The following is a 16,988-nucleotide window of genomic DNA, read 5'->3' as shown; positions in this document are numbered from 1 at the left end:
GCTCACGCGGCGCACTGCATCAGGAATGGAACGTTGTATAAAAGGCCGCCGATGGCGGCGCGCCGGCCGCATCTCAGCCGGCCGTGGCGCCCGATGTGCGCGACAGGCCGTCCTTGGCCGGCTGGTAGGTCGGGTCGAGATGGACGGCTTCGCGGTAGGCCTTCGAGGCCTTGACCTTGTCGCCGCGGCGCTCGTAGATCAGCGCCTGGTTGGACCAGGCTTCGGCGTTCTTGCCGTCGAGCTTGATGGCCATGTTGAAGTCGGAGAAGGCGTTGTCCTCGTCATTCATGGCGAGATAGGAGAGGCCGCGGCCGTTGTAGGGTTCGGCGGCGTCCGGCGCCAGCGAGATGGCGGTCGAGAAATCCTCGATGGCAAACTTGTGCTGGCCTTGGCTCTGATAGATCAGGCCGCGATTGTGGTAGGCACGGGCATCCGTGGTGTCGAGCTGGATCGCCTTCTGGAAATCGTTGAAGGCCTGCTGGGTCTGGCCGGCCTTGCGATAGAGGTTGCCGCGGCCGATATAGGCGGCGTCATAATTTGCATTGATCTGGATTGAGCGGTTGTAGTCGGCAAGGGCGGCCGCCTGGTTGCCGAGGAAGCGCTGGATCAGCGCCCGGTTCGAATAGGCCTGGTAGAAATTCGGGTTGAGCTGGATGGCGGTGTCGAAATCCTTCAGCGCCGCCTGATACTGGCCGCCACGGCCATAGGCCGAGCCGCGCACATTGTAGCCTTCCGGATCCTGCGGATTGCGCTGGATCACCGCCGACAGCGAGGAGATGTTCTCGCTCGAGCCTTGCGCCTTGTCAATGTTGTTGAATTCGCCGGTCGGAACGCTCTGGCAACCGGCCAGCACCAGGCCGGACATCAGGGCTGCCGCCAGGGCCAAACCGCGCATTGTGGTTCTGCGCTCTACGCCGATTGCGTTCATGTCTGCCCTGTCCTCACTTCAGCCGCGCCGTCCAGGTCCCCCTCCGGGCCGGGTCACAGATTGTCGTAACAAAATCTAGAACGCCGTTTGCGCGTTCAAGGGAACGGCCTCCAACAGAATGGCGCGCTCCAAACAAAAAGGTGGCGGCGATTCCGCATCGCGCCACCTCAGAGTATCCTTCGAAAAGGACGAAAAATTGGCGTCAGAACCGCGGCGGACGCGGAGCACCACCAGGACCACCGGCGGCGCCGGCAGCAACCGGGCGCGGCGTCATCGGCAGCAGGCCTTCGCGCTGGGCGCGCTTGCGGGCCAGCTTGCGGGCGCGGCGAACGGCTTCGGCCTTTTCACGGGCGCGCTTCTCGGAAGGCTTCTCGTAATGGCCGCGCATCTTCATTTCGCGGAAAATGCCTTCGCGCTGCATCTTCTTCTTGAGAGCGCGAAGCGCCTGATCAACGTTATTGTCGCGGACGAGTACCTGCACGGGCAATCCTGTCTTTCGGGTTTGATATCAACAGGCAAGTGGCCATAGCCACATGCCTCCGCGGCGCTTTACACCACGAATTGTGGCGGCTGATAGCAGAATCAGGCCGCGCTGTCCACACTGAAAATGAAGGACAACCGCCAATTTGCCACGGCAGCCCCGAGATAGGGCGCCAACTAGGCGCTGGCCAGATGGAGCCGTGCGAAATCCTCGAAGAATTCGCCGTAATCGCAGGTAATTTCCTCGCCGGCTGATATATCTCGAGTGGCGGTGGCGCCGCCATATTGCGAAAAATCCGTGTTCGGCCGCTCGGCGTGGTTCATGAAGCGGCCATTATCGACTTCATAGACCATGAAGCCGGGACGGTCGGGGCTCGGATAGGCATAGCGGTCGAGCAATTCCTTGAGGTGCGGCGGCGCCGCCTCGTATTTGTCCATCGGGATCAGCCGGTCGAAATCCGGATCGAGCCGCCATATCGAGGCGCCCTTCCTGATCGGCTCGGCGGCGAACACGCCGACGCCTTCGATTGCGCTCTGGGCGACATAGGTCCTGATCAGCAGCATGTCCGTCCTCCTCACCCGAAACCGAATCGCCAAATCGCGTGGAAAAAGCAAGTCCGGTTTCGGGTTCTATGGCTGATCGGCGCGGGCGATGACCCGCGAAATGCTTCACGTCCGGGTGATCGAGACGCCGCCATCGGCAAACAGCGCCGATCCTGTGGTGAAGCTCGACGCATCCGATGCCAGGAAGAGCGCAGCGCGGGCGATCTCTTCAGGCACAGCGACACGTTTCAAGGCATGCAGGTTTTCCACGAAAGCGCGTGATTCCGGCGTCTTGAATGTTGCCGACGGGGTGTCGGTGCCACCCGGCATCAGCGCGTTGACCCGCACGCCCCTGGGGCCGTATTCGGCGGCCAGTACCTGCGTCAGGCCGATCAGTCCGGCCTTGCTCGCGGCATAGCTGGTCATGCCCGGCATGCCGACTGTGTGACCGACGAAGGTCGAGGTGAAGATCAGCGATCCGCCGCCGCGTTCGACCATCGCCGGCACCTGGTATTTCGCGCCGAGAAAGGCGCTGGTCAGATTGGCGTCGAGCGTCTCGCGCCATCCGTCCAGCGACAGTTCCGAAATCGGACCCATCGTTCCGACGGAGCCGACATTGTTGAAGGCGATATCGAGCCCGCCGAATTTTTCGACGGCGAGATCGACGAGGGCTTTTGCATAGGCTTCGTCGCGGACATCGCCGGCAAGCGCGACTGCCGTGCCGTCGGCGTCCTCGATTTCGACGACCAGCGCATCGAGTTCGGCCTGGCGGCGGGCGGCGATGACGACCCTGGCGCCTTCTTCGGCGAAGAGTTTTGCGGTGGCGCGGCCGATGCCGGAACTGGCGCCGGTGACGATCGCTATTTTATTGGTGAGTGCGAACATTTTTTTACATCCTTTCATCGCGCCGGCTGTGCCGGCAACCGGGATGTTGATCGCAGTTCGGGACGGTGCTAGCCACCCGATACGTGCTCGACTTGCTGAATGGCTTCGCAGCGGCACAAGCGCCGCGCGCCGGACTATTGCTTCAGCAGCCAGCCGAGGCGATCGAGCGAAAATGCGTAGCTGATGGCGATGAGCAGCGTGATGACAACGCCCGTAGTCGTGTGACCGGCGGCATAGAATCCGGCTGCACCGCCAAACAGGATGGCCAGTTCAAGCACCAGCCTGACTGCGCCTGGTACAGGAACCGGCGCGCGTCCGGACCGGCTCGGATCGCCGCGCACCGCGAAGGTTCCCCACAGCGCAGCTGCAATGAACGGCAAGGCCAAGGCGAAGAGCCAGCGCCACCATCCGCCGGAGAGGCTCCAGCCGGCAAAGCCGAGGCCAAGCAAGGCGGCAAGTTCCAGCAGGAAACGCAAGGTCAGATTCCACCAGGCGTTGCCCATATTCGTCCTCCAGAGTCTCGCGATCGCCAGTGTGTCCGAACGCAGCCATGCCTGCCAGCCCGGGCAGGTCTTTTCCACCGCGGCGCAAAACGGCAAGCGCCGTCGCAAACAGCGCAAGGGTGGAAGCGCCGTTTCGCTAGTGATACACCTCGCGCGCCGGGGCTGCGTAAAATACCCCATCGCCATTTTGCGAGGCTGGAACGTTGAAAAAATATTCGGTATTCGCCATCGCCCGCGAGGCCATGCGCGGCCACAAGGGCTGGGAGGAACAATGGTCCTCGCCGGAGCCGAAGAAGGAATATGACGTCATCATCGTCGGCGCCGGCGGTCATGGCCTGGCCACCGCCTACTATCTCGCCACCGTGCACGGCATCACCAATGTCGCGGTGCTGGAAAAGGGCTGGCTAGGCGGCGGCAACACCGGTCGCAACACCACCATCATCCGCTCCAACTACCTCTACGACGAGAGCGCCGGCATTTACGACCATGCGCTGAAGCTGTGGGATGGGCTCTCCCAGGAACTCAACTACAACGTCATGTATTCGGCGCGCGGCGTCATGATGCTGGCGCACAATGTGCACGACATCCAGGTGCTGAAGCGCCATGTCCATGCCAACCGTCTCAACGGCATCGACAATGAATGGCTGACGCCTGAGCAGGCGAAGGAATTCTGCCCGCCGCTCAACATTTCCAGGCAGGCGCGCTATCCCGTCGTCGGCGCCGCCTTGCAGCGGCGAGGCGGCACGGCGCGTCACGATGCGGTGGCCTGGGGCTATGCGCGCGGCGCTTCGGCGCGCGGCGTGCACATCATCCAGAATTGCGAGGTCACCGGCGTCAAGCGGGCGGCCAATGGCGCGGTCATGGGCGTCGACACGACGCGCGGCTTCATCGGCGCCAAGAAGGTCGGCGTGGTGGCTGCAGGCCACTCCTCGGTGATCATGAACATGGCCGGCGTGCGCATGCCGCTGGAAAGCTATCCGCTGCAGGCGCTGGTGTCGGAGCCGGTCAAGCCGGTGGTGCCGTGCGTGGTTATGTCGAACACGGTGCACGCTTATATCTCGCAGTCCGACAAGGGCGAGCTGGTGATCGGCGCCGGCACCGACCAGTATGTCTCCTATTCGCAGACCGGCGGCCTGCATATCCTGCAGCACACGCTCGACGCCATCTGCGAGATGTTCCCGATCTTCACCCGCATGAAGATGCTGCGCTCGTGGGGCGGCATCGTCGACGTGACGCCCGACCGTTCGCCGATCCTGGCCAAGACGCCGGTGCCCGGCCTCTACGTCAATTGCGGCTGGGGCACGGGCGGCTTCAAGGCAACGCCCGGCTCAGGCCATGTCTTTGCCCACACGATTGCCAAGGACGATCCGCATCCGATCAACGCGCCCTTCACCATCGAGCGCTTCCGCACCGGGCGCCTCATCGACGAGGCAGCAGCGGCGGCGGTGGCGCACTGATGATGGTGGAACTGGCTGTAGCGGTGCCGCTGGTGCTGGCGGGGGAGCAGGACCTGTTCCATTTTCCGTCACCGGACGAGGTGCGGACGCAGCCGATCAGCCGCGCCGGCAACGAAGCCAATTGGCCGTTTTCGATCGACGCCGGCATTCTGGCATGCGTGTGGAGCGGTGGCCAGAAGGTGGTCATCTTCATGGAGAACAGGCCCTCCGATCTCGGCGAGGACGACACATTCGATGCGCGCAGCGTCATCGTGACGACCGATCCGTTTCAGCTCACGATCGGCAACATGGCGTATCGCGAGCTGTTTCGCCCCGCCGCAAGCGTGGAGGAGCGCATTCGGCTCGTCGCGCCTTTTGCGGCGATGGGCCAGAGGCTTTGCAACCAACCGGCCGGCGCGCATGTCGGCCACGGCGAATTGTAGGAACGAACGATAATGCTTCTCATCCGCTGCCCCTATTGCGAGGAAGAGCGCCCGGAGCTCGAGTTCCGTAACGCCGGCGAGGCGCATATTGCGCGTTCGGCCAACATGGCGGGCGAGAGCGACGACGACTTCGAAAAGTTCTTCTTCATCCGCTCGAACCCCAAGGGCATCATCTATGAGCGCTGGCGCCACATCCATGGCTGCGCGCGTTTCTTCAACGCGGTGCGCGACACCGTCACCGACAAGTTCGTCATGACTTACAAAGCCGGCGAGCCGAAACCGTCCAAGCTGCCCAAAAACTCCAACGAAATGGCTTCCAAATGAGCGGCGCGTTCCGCATTCCGAGCGCCGGCCGTCTCAGCCAGGCCAAGACCGCGCGGTTCTCTTTCGACGGCCAGTCTTACACCGGCATCGAAGGCGACACGCTGGCCTCGGCGCTGCTTGCCAATGGCGTGCATCTGGTGGGACGTTCGTTCAAGTATCACCGTCCGCGCGGCTTCCTGTCGGCCGGAGCGGAAGAGCCAAATGCGCTGGTCGAGGTCAAGCGCGACGCGGCACGCAAGGCGCCCAACATCCGCGCCACGGTGCAGGAGCTCTATGACGGGCTCGTCGCCAACTCGCAAAACCGCTGGCCGTCGCTCGCCTTCGACGTCGGCGCGGTCAACGATCTGGCATCGCCGCTGTTTTCGGCCGGTTTCTACTACAAGACCTTCATGTGGCCGAAGGCGGCCTGGAAGAGTCTCTACGAGCCGAAGATCCGCGCCGCGGCGGGTCTCGGCGTTTCGCCCGACAAGCCAGATCCCGACCATTATTCCTCGCGCTATGCGCATTGCGACGTGCTGGTGCTGGGCGGCGGTGCGGCCGGCATCGCGGCAGCGCTTGCCGCTGCCGAAACCGGCGCGCGTGTCATCCTCGTCGACGAGCAGGCCGGCTTCGGCGGCAGCCTGCGTTTCGAGAGCGGCGCCAGGATAGACGGCCATGACGGCTTTGGCTGGGCGCAAGCAGCGGTAGCCAAGCTTGCCGCCATGGACAATGTCCGTGTGCTCTCGCGCACGACGGCGTTCGGCTATTACGCGCAGAATTTCGTCGGCCTGGTCGAGCGGGTCAGCGACCATCTGCAAAACCCCGGCCACGATTTGCCGCGCGAGCGCCTATGGCAGGTACGCGCCAAGCGCGTGGTGCTGGCGACCGGCGCCATCGAACGCCATATGGTGTTTGCCGACAATGACCGGCCCGGCATCATGCTGGCCTCGGCGGCGCGGACTTATCTCAACCAGTACGGTGTCGCGGTCGGCAAAAATGTCGGCGTCTACACCGCCAATGACTCGGCCTACTCCGCCGCGATCGACCTGAAGAAGGCCGGCGTCAACGTGGCGGCGATCGTTGACCTGCGCGACCATCCGACCGGACCTGTGATCGACGAGGCGAGGGCGCTCGGGATCGAGGTCAATTTCGGCCGCGCGGTGATCCGCGCCGGCGGCAAGTTGCGCGTGACCTCGATGACGGTGCAGCCGAAGAATGGGGGCGGCGAGCGCACCATTCCGGTCGACGCCATCCTGATGTCGGCCGGCTGGACGCCGTCGGTGCATTTGTTCTCACAGTCGCGCGGTAAGGTCGCCTTCAATGACGAGACCAAGCGCTTCGTGCCGGGCATCTATGCGCAGGACTGCGTTTCGGTCGGCGCCTGCAACGGTACGGATGGGCTCTCGGCGTCGATCGACGAAGCCTATGCGGCCGGCGCCAAGGCGGCGAAGGATGCGGGCGGCAAAGTGGCCAAGGGCGTTAAGCCGAAGGTCGACGCGTCGGAAAGCTGGTCGCGCGGCATGCTGGGCGCGGCGCCCGGCGCCGGGCCGGACAAGACGGTCAAGGCCTTCGTCGATTTCCAGAACGACGTCACCGCCAAGGACATCCGCCAGGCGGTGCATGAAGGCATGCGCTCGATCGAGCACGTCAAGCGCTTCACCACCAACGGCATGGCGACCGACCAGGGCAAGACCTCCAACATGCACGGCCTGGCGATTGCCGCCGAGACGCTGGGCAAGCCGATCCCCGAGGTCGGGCTGACCACGTTCCGCGCACCCTATACGCCTGTCACTTTCGGCGCGATCGTCAGCCATTCGCGCGGTCCGCTGTTCGACCCGACACGCAAGACCGCGATCCATCCCTGGGCGGAAGCTCAAGGCGCGGTGTTCGAGGATGTCGGCCAGTGGAAGCGCGCCTGGTATTTCCCCAAACCCGGCGAGGACATGCACAAGGCGGTCGACCGCGAATGCGTCGCTGTGCGCAGCAATGCCGGCCTGTTCGATGCCTCGACGCTGGGCAAGATCGAAGTGGTCGGACCGGATGCGGCCAGGTTCATGGAACTGCTCTACACCAATCCATGGGAGAAGCTGGAACGCGGCCGCTGCCGCTATGGCATCATGCTGCGCGAGGACGGCTTCATCTATGATGACGGCGTCGTCGGCCGACTGGCGCCGGATCGTTTCCATGTGACGACGACAACCGGCGGCGCGCCGCGCGTCATGAACCACATGGAGGACTATCTCCAGACCGAGTTCCCGCATCTCAATGTCTGGCTGACGTCGATCACCGAACAATGGGCGGTCATCGCCGTGCAGGGGCCGAAGTCGCGCGACATCATTGCACCGCTGGTCGAAGGCGTCGACATGTCGGACGAGGCGCTGCCGCATATGTCGGTGCGCGAAGGCAAGATCTGCGGCGTGCCGACCAGGCTGTTTCGCATGTCGTTCACCGGCGAGCGCGGTTTTGAAGTCAACGTGCCGGCCGATCACGGCCAGGCCGTCTGGGAAGCGCTGTGGGCCGAGGGCCAAAAGCATGGCGCGACTGCCTACGGCACCGAGGCGATGCACGTGCTGCGCGCCGAAAAGGGCTACATCATCGTCGGNAAAGCATGGCGCGACTGCCTACGGCACCGAGGCGATGCACGTGCTGCGCGCCGAAAAGGGCTACATCATCGTCGGGCAGGACACGGACGGTACGGTGACGCCGAACGATGCCGGGCTCGACTGGGCGGTCGGCAAGAAGAAGACCGATTTCGTCGGCATTCGCGGCCTGACGCGGCCCGATCTGGTCGCCAAGGGCCGCAAGCAGCTGGTCGGCTTGAAGACCAAGGACCCGAAAGTGGTGCTTGAGGAAGGCGCGCAGATCGTCGCCGACCCGAAGCAGGCGATCCCGATGAAGATGATCGGTCACGTCACATCCAGCTACTGGTCGGAAAATTGCGGTCGCTCGATCGCGCTGGCGCTGGTTGCCGGCGGGCGCGACCGGATGGGCGACCCGCTCTATGTGCCGATGCCGAACGGGATGATCGAAGTGGAGGTTACCGGCATGGTGTTCTTCGACGAGACGGGAGGGCGCCTCAATGGCTAAGGCTGCTGCAAAGAAGACGGCCCCAGCTGCAGCGCCGTCGGTCGAGCGCCGCCCGGCCCTGGCTGAACGCGTCGTTTCCGCAACGGATGTCAAGGTCGAGGTGCTGCCGCCGGCGGAGCGCATGTCGCTGCGCGCGCCGGAGGCTTCCGTCGCGGCGCTGTCGAAGGCGCTCGGCCTGACCTTGCCGAAGCAGCCGAAAACTTCGGCGTCGAAGACAGGGCGCACGGCGCTGTGGCTTGGCCCTGACGAGTGGCTGGTTATCGATGAGGCTGGCAAGGATCCGCTGGCCGATCGTGCTGGGGTTGCCGCATTGCATTCGGCGGTCGGCATCTCGCACCGCAACGTCGCCTTCGCCGTCACCGGCCCGGCGGCTGCCGCCGCGATCAATGCAGGCTGCCCGCAGGATTTGTCGCTCGAGGCTTTTCCGGTGGGCGCGGCGTCGCGCACCATTCTCGGCAAGTGCGAAATCCTGCTGTTGCGCACGGCAGCCGACGCTTTCCGGGTCGAGTGCTGGCGTTCCTTCTCGGACTATGTCTTTACTTTCCTGTCGGAAGCAGCCAGCGACGCGGCGGCGTAGGAACGTTTGACGGGTCAAGCCGTTCTGCTTCCCCCATCAGGGAGAACATACGATGCCGTCGAAAGCGCCGCCGAAGTCAGCTGGCAAGACGTCCGCCGTGCGCTCACTCGAACATGAGCAGCATCACGAGGTGACTGCCGAAGAAGAGGAACTCGAGGAAGGCCTCGAGGACACGTTTCCGGCCAGCGATCCGGTGTCGATCACCTCGACCGCCATCCCAGGCGCGCCGGCAAGACCCGGCAAGGCCAAGACGGTGCCGGGTCGCAAACCGCGCAAGAAATAACCCGTTCGGCTACGCCAGGTTTGAACTCAGGAAAAGCCGGCTTGCGCTGAGGAAATGGGGGCGCTGAGGAAAAAACGGGCGGCCGGGATTATCCTGCCGCCCTTAAATTAATCGTTGTGCTGTGGTCGAGCCCGATCAACTTAGAACGTGCTCGGCACGATCCATGGGTTGATCTCGATGCCGAGACGCGGGCTCTTGGCCTTGACGTCGGACTTTTCGACCGAGCCGGTCACGGCGCAATCGAGCTTGGCATTGGTCGTGGTGTCGACGCAGGTGGCGGCGGGGGCCTGCTTGGTCGAGTGTGTGTTGTTGGCGGCGAAAGCCGAGCCGGAGAGAGCCAGCACGGTGGCGAGAGCGAGAAGGGTCTTGTTCATGTCTGTCTCCATCGGTTAAATTCTTTTCGTACATGTACGATACAACGTACACATACGCCCACCGAGATGGGTTTTCAAGTCGAAAAGCGTACGCGTACGACAAATTTTTTTGAATGCCGAAAATTGCGGCGCACTGACACAGCCGAAGCTGTCAGGCCGGACGTTGAATTGGAGGGGCGGGGATGCTCAGCAGTCGACCGGGGTCTCGGTCAGCGGCGGCACATTCTGAGTGCTGAGCGTGGCGAGTGTGAAATCGCACATCCGCGTCACGAAAGCCTGCGGATCCCCGAAGGGGTAGAACGGGAACGTGATCAAAAGCGAGATGGTGCCGTGGCCGACTGCCCAAAGCATGGTGGCGATGGCGCGCGGATCGCCCTGCAGCTTGCCTGCAGCAACGCAGGCCTCGACCCTGGATATCAGCGCTTTCATCGCCGGGTTGGCCTCTTCCATGTCCTCATAGCTTCTGCCTTCCGGCAGCTTGGTCTTTTCGGTCATGAACACGGTGCGGTATTCGTTGGGGTTGCCGAGCCCGAAGGCGGCATATTCGGTCATCACCGCACGCAAGGCCTCGATCGGATCGTCGGAAGGATGCTCCTCGATGCGGCGGGCAAGTGTTTCGAAGGCATCCTCGGCCAGCGCAAACAGGATGTCTTGCTTGTCGGCGAAGTAGGAATAGACCGACATCGGAGCATAGCCGACCCGCTTGGCCAACTTGCGGATGGTCAGGCCTTCATAGCCCTCTTCCTTGACGAGCTTGTGGGCTGCGTCGAGCAGTTCGGAACGCAGTTCGGCCTTTTGTTTCTCGCGGCGTTTCTGAACGCTCAGTGGCAAGATCCGGTGCCTTTGGTTGGTTGTGCATGACTGAATATATACGCTGTACGGAAACGGGCAAGGGCGCTGTCAGGGACATCAAAAAGCGACCTCAAGCTTTCTCTCGAATAGTCGTGCCCGTCTGGTCCATTTCGCCGGCATCTATGTCACAGCATGTGTAACCTGGGCGCACGCAGGCAACATCGGACTGTTACAAACAAAGCCTATTTGGCGGCTCTGCGAGAAATTTCGGTTTTCGGGGGCCTCTATGGCTGCGATAGAGCTTTCGTCCGGGCTGCCGGGCGCACATCCACTTTCTCATGGCGCAAGGCTGGCGCTCAGGCGAGTCGTGATAGTCGCATGGCTGGCGATCGCAATCGGCTTCGCCATGGAAGCGCTTATTCTGACTGCCGGATTTGCGGCAGGTTCGCACCCGGCCCCGACCCAGGTTCTGATAGACTTGGCGCAAGGCGTGACCTGGTCATTCTTCGTCTGCGCCGGCGTCAGCCTCGGCACGGCGATCACCAAGGTGCGAGCCTCGCTTGGCGGCCTTATCGCCATGATCTCGGGGCCGCTGGCCATGGGCATCGCCAAAGGTACGCAAAAGGTGATGGTGAGCGCGCTTGATGTATCGGCAAAGCCCGTGATCCTGTCGCTCACCACGCTCGGTATGTTGCGGGCGATCGAGTATGGCTTGCTGGGCTGGATGCTGGCTTCGCTGGCATCCAAGGAAAAACCTCGCTCGCTGCATTTCATGCTGGCGGGTGCCTTGGCCGGCGCGGTGTTCGGCGGCGGGATCACGGCGCTGACGATCGAGACCGCCGCAGCCAAGGACATTGCGCTGGCATTGCCGCAGGCTGTCGCCACCGGCCTCATTGAGATCGTGTTTCCGATCGGATGCTCGCTGGTCGTCTACATCGCCCTGCAAGTCAGCCGGCACATGAAGTTCATTTCCAGCGATGCGCGCTAGAGCCGGATGATTTCAGGTCGAATTGACCTGAATCTGAATCCGGCTCTAAATCAAATAGATAGAGCATGATGTCGTCCGAAAACCGCTTCACACTTTTCGGCATCATGCTCTGTCTACAGACGGTGATCGGTTTGCGTCCTGTTTCCAGGCCGGTTGCCACCGCCTCCGTGTGGGCTTGCTCCCCGGTCGGGGAACGGAACTGATCCGATCTGTCATCAAATCGCGCCGACCACACTATCTCATTGTCTACTCAGGTTCGGTCGATCAGCTTGGCGGCAAGGTGCGACAGCAGCTTCACCGCTTCGCCATAGGTCCTGGCCTTTTCGGGATTGGAGGCGTTGCCGTCGAGCGCCCGTTTGTAGACGCCCTGACAGATGGCCGCCAAGCGGAAGAAGGAGAAGGCGAGGAAGAAGCTCCAATTGTCGATGCCGCCCAGCCCGCGCCGCCGGCAATAGGCGGCGACGTACGCGTCCTCGGAAGGAAGGCCGAGGGCGGCGCGGTCGACGCCGCCAAGACCGCGAAAGCCCGAGGCGTGCGGCAGGCGCCATTGCATGCATTGATAGGCGATGTCGGCGAAGGGATCGCCGAGTGTCGACAGTTCCCAGTCGAGCACGGCCAGCACTTTCGGCTCATTGTGCGCGAAGATCATGTTGTCCAGCCGGTAGTCGCCATGCACGAGAGATTTTCGGCCGTCATCGGCCGGAATATGCGTCTCCAGCCACGCGATCAGCAGGTCCATGTCGGCGACCGTGCCGGTCTCCGAGGCGCGGTACTGGCTGGTCCAGCGTGCCAGCTGGCGTTCGAAGTAATTGCCGGGTTTGCCGAAATCGCCGAGCCCGACCGCCTCGACATCGACGTCGTGCAGGGCGGCCAGGGTGGCGTTCATGGCATCGTAGAGGGCGGCGCGCTCATCGTTGCCAGCGGCCTCCGGCACTGCCGGATCCCAGAAGATGCGGCCGTCGAGAAAATCCATGACGTAGAACATGCGGCCGATCGGCGTCGCCTCCGCCGACAGATGCAGCATCGCCGGCACCGGCACGGCGGTGCCGGCCAGCGCCTTCATGACCGTGAATTCGCGGTCGACCTGATGCGCCGATTTCAGCAACTGGCCCGGCGGCTTGGCGCGCAGGACATAGCGGCCGCTGGCCGCGGTCAGCAGATAGGTCGGGTTCGACTGGCCGGATTTGAATTTTTCGATTGCGGAAAGCCGTGCAAAACCAGGGATGTGCGCCTCGAGGTAAGGGGCTAGCGCTGTCTGGTCGAGCGTATTGGCGTCGCTCATGCGGTCTCCGGCTCACGCTCGATCAGCGTCAGCGTCAGCCAGCGCGCGGTCAGCGCCGGCTTCTTCGAGCCTTCGATCTCGATGGTCACGTCATGCGCCGTCTGCACCCAGCCCGACGGCCTGACCTTGACGTCGGCCAGCACGAAGCGGGTGCGGATGCGCGCGCCGGTCTTCACCGGCGCCAGGAAGCGCAGCGAATCGAAACCGTGGTTGACGCCCATCTTGCCCTTTTCCAGCGGCGGCATGGTCTCGAAGGTCATCGCCGAGAGCAGCGACAACGACAGGAAGCCATGCGCGATGGTGCCGCCGAACGGCGTCTCGTTTTTGGCCCGCTCGGGGTCGCAATGGATGAACTGGTGGTCGTCGGTGGCGTCGGCGAACTGGTCGATCATGGTCTGTGTGACCTCGCGCCATGGCGAGACGCCGACTTCCTTGCCGACGCTGGCCAGAAGCACATCGAGACTGATCGGTTCCACTGCGGTGTCCTCCCCTTGCCGCCGACCGCGGCTCATTCCTTGAACAGTGTCAGCCCATGCTGCACCGACTGCCCGCCGTCGATCGGCAGGATGGCGCCGGTGACATAGGAGCCGGCGCGGCTGCACAAATAGAGCGTTGCGCCGCCGATGTCATCCGCCACGCCGATACGTCCGATCGGCACATGGCTGCCGACATGTCTGGCCTTTTCTTCGGTGCCGGTGGCAAAGGCGGTCATCCGGCTCTGGAAGGGGCCGGGCGCGAAGGCGTTGACGGTGATGCGCCGCGCCGCGAGCTCGATCGCCAGCGTGCGCGTCAGGTGGTGAACGGCGCCTTTGGACGCGGTATAGGAATAGGCGTCGTCGGCCAGCGGCTGCGTGCCCATCACCGAGCCCAGATTGATGACGCGGGCCGGATCGGCATCGCTCGCGGCGGCTTCCAGCAGCGGCAGCAATTCGCGCGTCAGATGGAAGACGGCGGTGACGTTGACGGCGAACACCTTGGCCCAGCCGCTATAGGGAAAATCCTCCAGGGAGGCACCCCAGGATATGCCGGCATTGTTGACCAGAATGTGCAGCTTCTCGGTGCGCGCCTTGACCTCGCTGACCAGCGCGGCAATGCCGGCTTCGCTCGAGACGTCACCGGCGAAACCTTCGGCACTGCCGGAGCCGCCGAGCCCGTTCAACTCAGCGGCGACCTTGATGCAATCCTTGCCCTTGCGCGAGGCGATCATCACGGTAGCGCCGGCCTGGACCAAAGCGGTCGCAACCATGCGGCCGATGCCGGTCGCGGCTCCCGTTACCAGCGCGGTCTTACCCGCGACTGAGAACAGTTCTTCCAGATAGCTCATCGCAATTCCTCCGCGCCTTTCTGCTCACGGTCCGGGGCGAAAGGGCTCGCGTTGACAAGGCTAACCGAAGTACGGTCATCCTTGCCACGGGTAAAGTGCCTGGATGCGTGAAAGGGTTGGAGACCGATGGCGGACATCAATCTCGGCATGACCGAGCGGCTGAAGCCGATCCACGCCCGCGTCGCCGCTATGGTGCGCGACGAGATCATGCCGCTCGATCATGAGTTTTTGAGCGAGGTCGGCAAGGGCGGCGACCGCTGGGTCTATACCGCGCGGCAGACCGAAATCCTCGAAGGGTTGAAGAAAACGGCCAAGGATCGCGGCCTGTGGAATTTCTGGCTGACCGGCTCCGAGCGCGGCTATGGGCTGTCAACCGTCGAATATGCCTATCTGGCCGAGGAGATGGGCAAGGCGCATCTCGGCGCGGAGACCTTCAATTGCTCAGCGCCCGACACCGGCAATATGGAGGTGCTGGAGCGCTATGGCTCGGAGGACCACAAGCAGGCATGGCTGGCGCCGCTGCTCGAGGGGAAAATCCGCTCGGCCTATCTGATGACGGAGCCGGATGTCGCCTCCTCCGACGCCACCAACATCGCCATGCGCTGCGAAAAGCAAGGCGGCGACTATGTACTCAACGGCGAGAAATGGTGGGCGTCGGGGGCCGGGGACCCGCGCTGCGCCATCTACATTGTCATGGTTCGCACCGGCGAAGCCGAGACGCAGCACCGCCGCCATTCGATGATCCTGGTGCCGTCCGGCACCAAGGGCGTGACCAAGCTGCGGCCGATGCAGGTCTATGGCGACGACGACGCGCCGCATGGCCACATGCATCTTCGCTTCGACAATGTCAGGGTGCCGGCCGGAAACCTGATCCTCGGCGAGGGCAGGGGGTTCGAGATCGCCCAGGGGCGGCTTGGCCCCGGCCGCATCCACCATTGCATGCGCGCCATCGGCCAGGCCGAAATGGCGCTGGAGCTGCTGTGCCAGCGCTCGGTGCGCCGCGAGGCCTTCGGCCAGCCCTTGGCCAAGCTCGGCGCCAATTTCGACATCATCGCCGAATGCCGCATGGAGATCGAGATGGCGCGGCTGCTCTGCCTCAAGGCGGCGTGGATGATCGACCAAGGCGATGCGCGCGCAGCCGCGCCCTGGATCAGCCAGATCAAGGTCATCGCACCGCGCGTCGCGCTCAAGGTCACCGACGAGGCCGTGCAGATGTTCGGGGCGCAAGGCATCAGCCAGGACACGCCGCTGGCACGCTCATGGACGCATCTGCGAACCCTGCGCCTCGCCGACGGGCCGGACGCCGTGCACCGCCGGCAGGTGGCGCGTACGGAGCTCAGGAAATACACGCAGGAAAAGGTCTGAGCGGATGAAGGCCATTATCGCCCGCGATTTCGCGCCGCTCGGCCAGCTCGTCCATGCCGACAATCTGAAGGAACTGGTCGGCTGGCATCTCGCCGGCAAGGTTTGGCCGGTCATCGAAGGCACTTATCCGCTGGCCGATGCCGCCGCCGTGCTGACGCGCGTGCTTGGCCGTGGCGCATCCGGCAAGCTCATCCTCAAACGTTAAGGAGCCCCGCCATGGCGATACCTTCAGACATGAGAGCACTGCTGCTGATCGGCGACGGCTACACCAGGACGCCCTCCGGCAGCGTGCTGGAGGCGATGGAGCCGTATCTCACGCTGGGCAGCATCGGCGTGCCGACGCCCGGACCGAGCCAGGTGCTGATCAAGGTCAGCCTCGCCTCGATCAACCCGTCCGACGTCATGTTCATCAAGGGCCAGTACGGTCAGCCGCGCGCCAAGGGCCAGCCGGCCGGCTTCGAGGGTGTCGGCACGGTCGTTGCCAGCGGCGACGAGCCCTATGCGAAAAGCCTGATCGGCAAGCGCATCGCCTTCACCACCGGCGTCACCAATTGGGGCGCGTGGGCGGACTATGCAGTTGCCGAAGCTGCCGGCTGCATTCCGCTGCTCGACACGGTCCGCGACGAGGATGGCGCGGCGATGATCGTCAACCCGCTCACGGCGCTCGCCATGTTCGACATCGTCAAGCAGACGGGCGAAAAAGCCTTCATCATGACCGCCGGCGCCAGCCAGCTTTGCAAGCTGATCGCGGGTCTCGCCAAGGAGGCTGGGTTCCGGCCGATCGTCACCGTGCGCCGCGACGAGCAGATTCCGCTGTTGAAGGAGATCGGGGCTGCCCATGTGCTCAACGAGAAGGCGCCGGATTTCAAGGCAGCACTACGCGATGTGGTCAAGGCCGAGCAGCCGCGCATCTTCCTCGATGCCGTGACCGGGCCGGTGGCCTCGGCGGTCTTCGACGCCATGCCGAAGCGCTCGCGCTGGATCATCTATGGACGGCTCGATCCGGACACCACTGTCATCCGTGAGCCCGGCCAGATGATCTTCCAACAAAAGCACATTGAAGGCTTCTGGCTGGTCGAATGGATGCGCCAGTTCCGCGACAAGCGCGGCCCGGCGATCATGGAAGCACAGAAGCGCTTTTCGGATGGGCGCTGGTCAACCGACGTGACGGCGGTGCTACCGCTGGATGAGGCGATGGCGAAGGCCCCGGCGGAGCTGGCCAAGCCGAGCGGGAAGGTGTTTATTAGGCCGTGACTTTCTACCCTCCCCCTTGTGGGGAGGGTCGACGAAAGAGCAATTTTGCTCGTTCGTCGGGGTGGGGGTCTTGGCTCCACCTCTGTTATTCGCGGGAGCGCTGGACCGACGTTAGTTGGCGCTGCACCCCCACCCCGGACC

The 16,988-nt window shown here is 63.6% G+C and carries 19 protein-coding genes and 1 pseudogene; 10 read left to right on the top strand and 10 right to left on the bottom strand.

Going from position 1 to position 16,988, the window contains the following annotated elements:
- Nucleotides 1-73: 73 nt before the first annotated feature.
- From X756_RS162880 to X756_RS162900, 5 genes are all read right to left on the bottom strand, one after another.
- Entirely contained in the window at nucleotides 74-928 is an 855-nt protein-coding gene (locus X756_RS162880) for a tetratricopeptide repeat protein (protein ID WP_023714058.1), read from the bottom strand.
- A 202-nt stretch (nucleotides 929-1,130) separates the two neighbouring features.
- Nucleotides 1,131-1,409, bottom strand: coding sequence for a 30S ribosomal protein S21 (gene rpsU, locus X756_RS162885; protein ID WP_023671138.1), 279 nt, complete (start codon nucleotides 1,407-1,409; stop codon nucleotides 1,131-1,133).
- A gap of 176 nt (nucleotides 1,410-1,585) precedes the next feature.
- Entirely contained in the window at nucleotides 1,586-1,972 is a 387-nt protein-coding gene (locus X756_RS162890) for an SET domain-containing protein-lysine N-methyltransferase (protein WP_023671139.1), read from the bottom strand.
- A 105-nt stretch (nucleotides 1,973-2,077) separates the two neighbouring features.
- Nucleotides 2,078-2,836, bottom strand: coding sequence for an SDR family oxidoreductase (locus X756_RS162895; RefSeq protein ID WP_023671140.1), 759 nt, complete (start codon nucleotides 2,834-2,836; stop codon nucleotides 2,078-2,080).
- 134 nt (nucleotides 2,837-2,970) lie between these two features.
- Entirely contained in the window at nucleotides 2,971-3,339 is a 369-nt protein-coding gene (locus X756_RS162900; protein ID WP_023671141.1) for a YrdB family protein, read from the bottom strand.
- A gap of 203 nt (nucleotides 3,340-3,542) precedes the next feature.
- Between X756_RS162900 and X756_RS162905 the strand changes: the two genes are divergently transcribed.
- From X756_RS162905 to X756_RS162925, 6 genes and pseudogenes are all read left to right on the top strand, one after another.
- Nucleotides 3,543-4,796 carry a sarcosine oxidase subunit beta gene (locus X756_RS162905; protein ID WP_023683196.1) on the top strand — a complete coding sequence of 418 codons (1,254 nt, stop codon included), beginning with the start codon at nucleotides 3,543-3,545 and terminating at the stop codon, nucleotides 4,794-4,796.
- Entirely contained in the window at nucleotides 4,796-5,218 is a 423-nt protein-coding gene (locus tag X756_RS162910) for a hypothetical protein (RefSeq protein ID WP_023686459.1), read from the top strand. The genes X756_RS162905 and X756_RS162910 overlap by 1 nt, the downstream gene beginning before the upstream one ends.
- Before the next feature lie 12 nt (nucleotides 5,219-5,230).
- A complete protein-coding gene (locus X756_RS162915) occupies nucleotides 5,231-5,542 on the top strand; it encodes a sarcosine oxidase subunit delta (protein ID WP_023683197.1) in 312 nt (103 codons plus the stop codon).
- A pseudogene (locus tag X756_RS01000000165100) lies at nucleotides 5,539-8,608 on the top strand (sarcosine oxidase subunit alpha). Before X756_RS162915 ends, X756_RS01000000165100 begins: the two are co-directional and overlap by 4 nt.
- The gene (locus X756_RS162920; RefSeq protein WP_023691852.1) at nucleotides 8,601-9,185 is read left to right on the top strand and encodes a sarcosine oxidase subunit gamma; all 585 of its coding nucleotides are present in this window, start codon (nucleotides 8,601-8,603) and stop codon (nucleotides 9,183-9,185) included. The pseudogene X756_RS01000000165100 and the gene X756_RS162920 overlap by 8 nt, the downstream one beginning before the upstream one ends.
- 52 nt (nucleotides 9,186-9,237) lie before the next feature.
- Nucleotides 9,238-9,468 carry a hypothetical protein gene (locus tag X756_RS162925; RefSeq protein WP_023691851.1) on the top strand — a complete coding sequence of 77 codons (231 nt, stop codon included), beginning with the start codon at nucleotides 9,238-9,240 and terminating at the stop codon, nucleotides 9,466-9,468.
- Nucleotides 9,469-9,608: 140 nt separating this feature from the next.
- Here the strand turns inward: X756_RS162925 and X756_RS162930 are convergent, their stop codons facing one another.
- Together X756_RS162930 and X756_RS162935 are read right to left on the bottom strand one after the other, a co-directional pair.
- Entirely contained in the window at nucleotides 9,609-9,842 is a 234-nt protein-coding gene (locus X756_RS162930; protein WP_023671148.1) for a DUF680 domain-containing protein, read from the bottom strand.
- 186 nt (nucleotides 9,843-10,028) lie between these two features.
- Nucleotides 10,029-10,673: a TetR/AcrR family transcriptional regulator gene (locus X756_RS162935; RefSeq protein WP_023671149.1), complete on the bottom strand. Its 645-nt coding sequence runs from the start codon at nucleotides 10,671-10,673 to the stop codon at nucleotides 10,029-10,031.
- Between the two features lie 247 nt (nucleotides 10,674-10,920).
- Here X756_RS162935 and X756_RS162940 point away from each other — a divergent pair, with 247 nt between their 5' ends.
- Entirely contained in the window at nucleotides 10,921-11,622 is a 702-nt protein-coding gene (locus X756_RS162940; protein WP_023691850.1) for a hypothetical protein, read from the top strand.
- Between the two features lie 250 nt (nucleotides 11,623-11,872).
- On the opposite strand, the gene X756_RS162945 is transcribed toward X756_RS162940, so the two are convergent.
- Genes X756_RS162945 through X756_RS162955 form a run of 3 tightly spaced genes read right to left on the bottom strand, consistent with a single transcriptional unit; the run spans nucleotide 11,873 to nucleotide 14,228 of the window.
- Nucleotides 11,873-12,904 (bottom strand): phosphotransferase family protein, encoded by a 1,032-nt coding sequence (locus X756_RS162945; RefSeq protein ID WP_023728438.1) that lies wholly within the window; start codon nucleotides 12,902-12,904, stop codon nucleotides 11,873-11,875.
- Complete coding sequence (locus tag X756_RS162950) at nucleotides 12,901-13,416, bottom strand: MaoC family dehydratase (RefSeq protein ID WP_280790513.1); 516 nt, start codon at nucleotides 13,414-13,416, stop codon at nucleotides 12,901-12,903. The genes X756_RS162945 and X756_RS162950 overlap by 4 nt, the downstream gene beginning before the upstream one ends.
- Nucleotides 13,413-14,228, bottom strand: coding sequence for an SDR family oxidoreductase (locus X756_RS162955; RefSeq protein WP_023695624.1), 816 nt, complete (start codon nucleotides 14,226-14,228; stop codon nucleotides 13,413-13,415). The genes X756_RS162950 and X756_RS162955 overlap by 4 nt, the downstream gene beginning before the upstream one ends.
- Nucleotides 14,229-14,354: 126 nt before the next feature.
- On the opposite strand from X756_RS162955, the gene X756_RS162960 reads away from it, so the two are divergent.
- Genes X756_RS162960 through X756_RS162970 form a run of 3 tightly spaced genes read left to right on the top strand, consistent with a single transcriptional unit; the run spans nucleotide 14,355 to nucleotide 16,847 of the window.
- On the top strand, nucleotides 14,355-15,593 hold the full coding sequence (locus X756_RS162960) for an acyl-CoA dehydrogenase family protein (RefSeq protein ID WP_023686451.1): 1,239 nt from the start codon (nucleotides 14,355-14,357) through the stop codon (nucleotides 15,591-15,593).
- On the top strand, nucleotides 15,496-15,798 hold the full coding sequence (locus X756_RS1000000169235; protein WP_084558271.1) for a zinc-binding dehydrogenase: 303 nt from the start codon (nucleotides 15,496-15,498) through the stop codon (nucleotides 15,796-15,798). Before X756_RS162960 ends, X756_RS1000000169235 begins: the two co-directional genes overlap by 98 nt.
- An 11-nt stretch (nucleotides 15,799-15,809) precedes the next feature.
- On the top strand, nucleotides 15,810-16,847 hold the full coding sequence (locus X756_RS162970) for a zinc-binding dehydrogenase (RefSeq protein WP_023728437.1): 1,038 nt from the start codon (nucleotides 15,810-15,812) through the stop codon (nucleotides 16,845-16,847).
- The last annotated feature ends 141 nt before the right edge of the window (nucleotides 16,848-16,988 follow it).

This window comes from Mesorhizobium sp. LNJC405B00 (assembly GCF_000502615.1).
Classification (GTDB): domain Bacteria; phylum Pseudomonadota; class Alphaproteobacteria; order Rhizobiales; family Rhizobiaceae; genus Mesorhizobium.
The sequence above is the reverse complement of the archived record's forward strand: the minus strand, read 5'-3'. Positions and strand labels throughout refer to the sequence as shown.

Excerpts from the sequence above, each read along its gene's own strand:
- X756_RS162880 (WP_023714058.1), bottom strand. The coding sequence starts at position 928 with ATGAACGCAATCGGCGTAGAGCGCAGAACCACAATGCGCGGTTTGGCC.
- X756_RS162890 (WP_023671139.1), bottom strand. The coding sequence starts at position 1,972 with ATGCTGCTGATCAGGACCTATGTCGCCCAGAGCGCAATCGAAGGCGTC.
- X756_RS162895 (WP_023671140.1), bottom strand. The coding sequence starts at position 2,836 with ATGTTCGCACTCACCAATAAAATAGCGATCGTCACCGGCGCCAGTTCC.
- X756_RS162900 (WP_023671141.1), bottom strand. The coding sequence starts at position 3,339 with ATGGGCAACGCCTGGTGGAATCTGACCTTGCGTTTCCTGCTGGAACTT.
- X756_RS162910 (WP_023686459.1), top strand. The coding sequence starts at position 4,796 with ATGATGGTGGAACTGGCTGTAGCGGTGCCGCTGGTGCTGGCGGGGGAG.
- X756_RS162915 (WP_023683197.1), top strand. The coding sequence starts at position 5,231 with ATGCTTCTCATCCGCTGCCCCTATTGCGAGGAAGAGCGCCCGGAGCTC.
- X756_RS162920 (WP_023691852.1), top strand. The coding sequence starts at position 8,601 with ATGGCTAAGGCTGCTGCAAAGAAGACGGCCCCAGCTGCAGCGCCGTCG.
- X756_RS162925 (WP_023691851.1), top strand. The coding sequence starts at position 9,238 with ATGCCGTCGAAAGCGCCGCCGAAGTCAGCTGGCAAGACGTCCGCCGTG.
- X756_RS162930 (WP_023671148.1), bottom strand. The coding sequence starts at position 9,842 with ATGAACAAGACCCTTCTCGCTCTCGCCACCGTGCTGGCTCTCTCCGGC.
- X756_RS162940 (WP_023691850.1), top strand. The coding sequence starts at position 10,921 with ATGGCTGCGATAGAGCTTTCGTCCGGGCTGCCGGGCGCACATCCACTT.
- X756_RS162945 (WP_023728438.1), bottom strand. The coding sequence starts at position 12,904 with ATGAGCGACGCCAATACGCTCGACCAGACAGCGCTAGCCCCTTACCTC.
- X756_RS162950 (WP_280790513.1), bottom strand. The coding sequence starts at position 13,416 with ATGAGCCGCGGTCGGCGGCAAGGGGAGGACACCGCAGTGGAACCGATC.
- X756_RS162955 (WP_023695624.1), bottom strand. The coding sequence starts at position 14,228 with ATGAGCTATCTGGAAGAACTGTTCTCAGTCGCGGGTAAGACCGCGCTG.
- X756_RS162960 (WP_023686451.1), top strand. The coding sequence starts at position 14,355 with ATGGCGGACATCAATCTCGGCATGACCGAGCGGCTGAAGCCGATCCAC.
- X756_RS162970 (WP_023728437.1), top strand. The coding sequence starts at position 15,810 with ATGGCGATACCTTCAGACATGAGAGCACTGCTGCTGATCGGCGACGGC.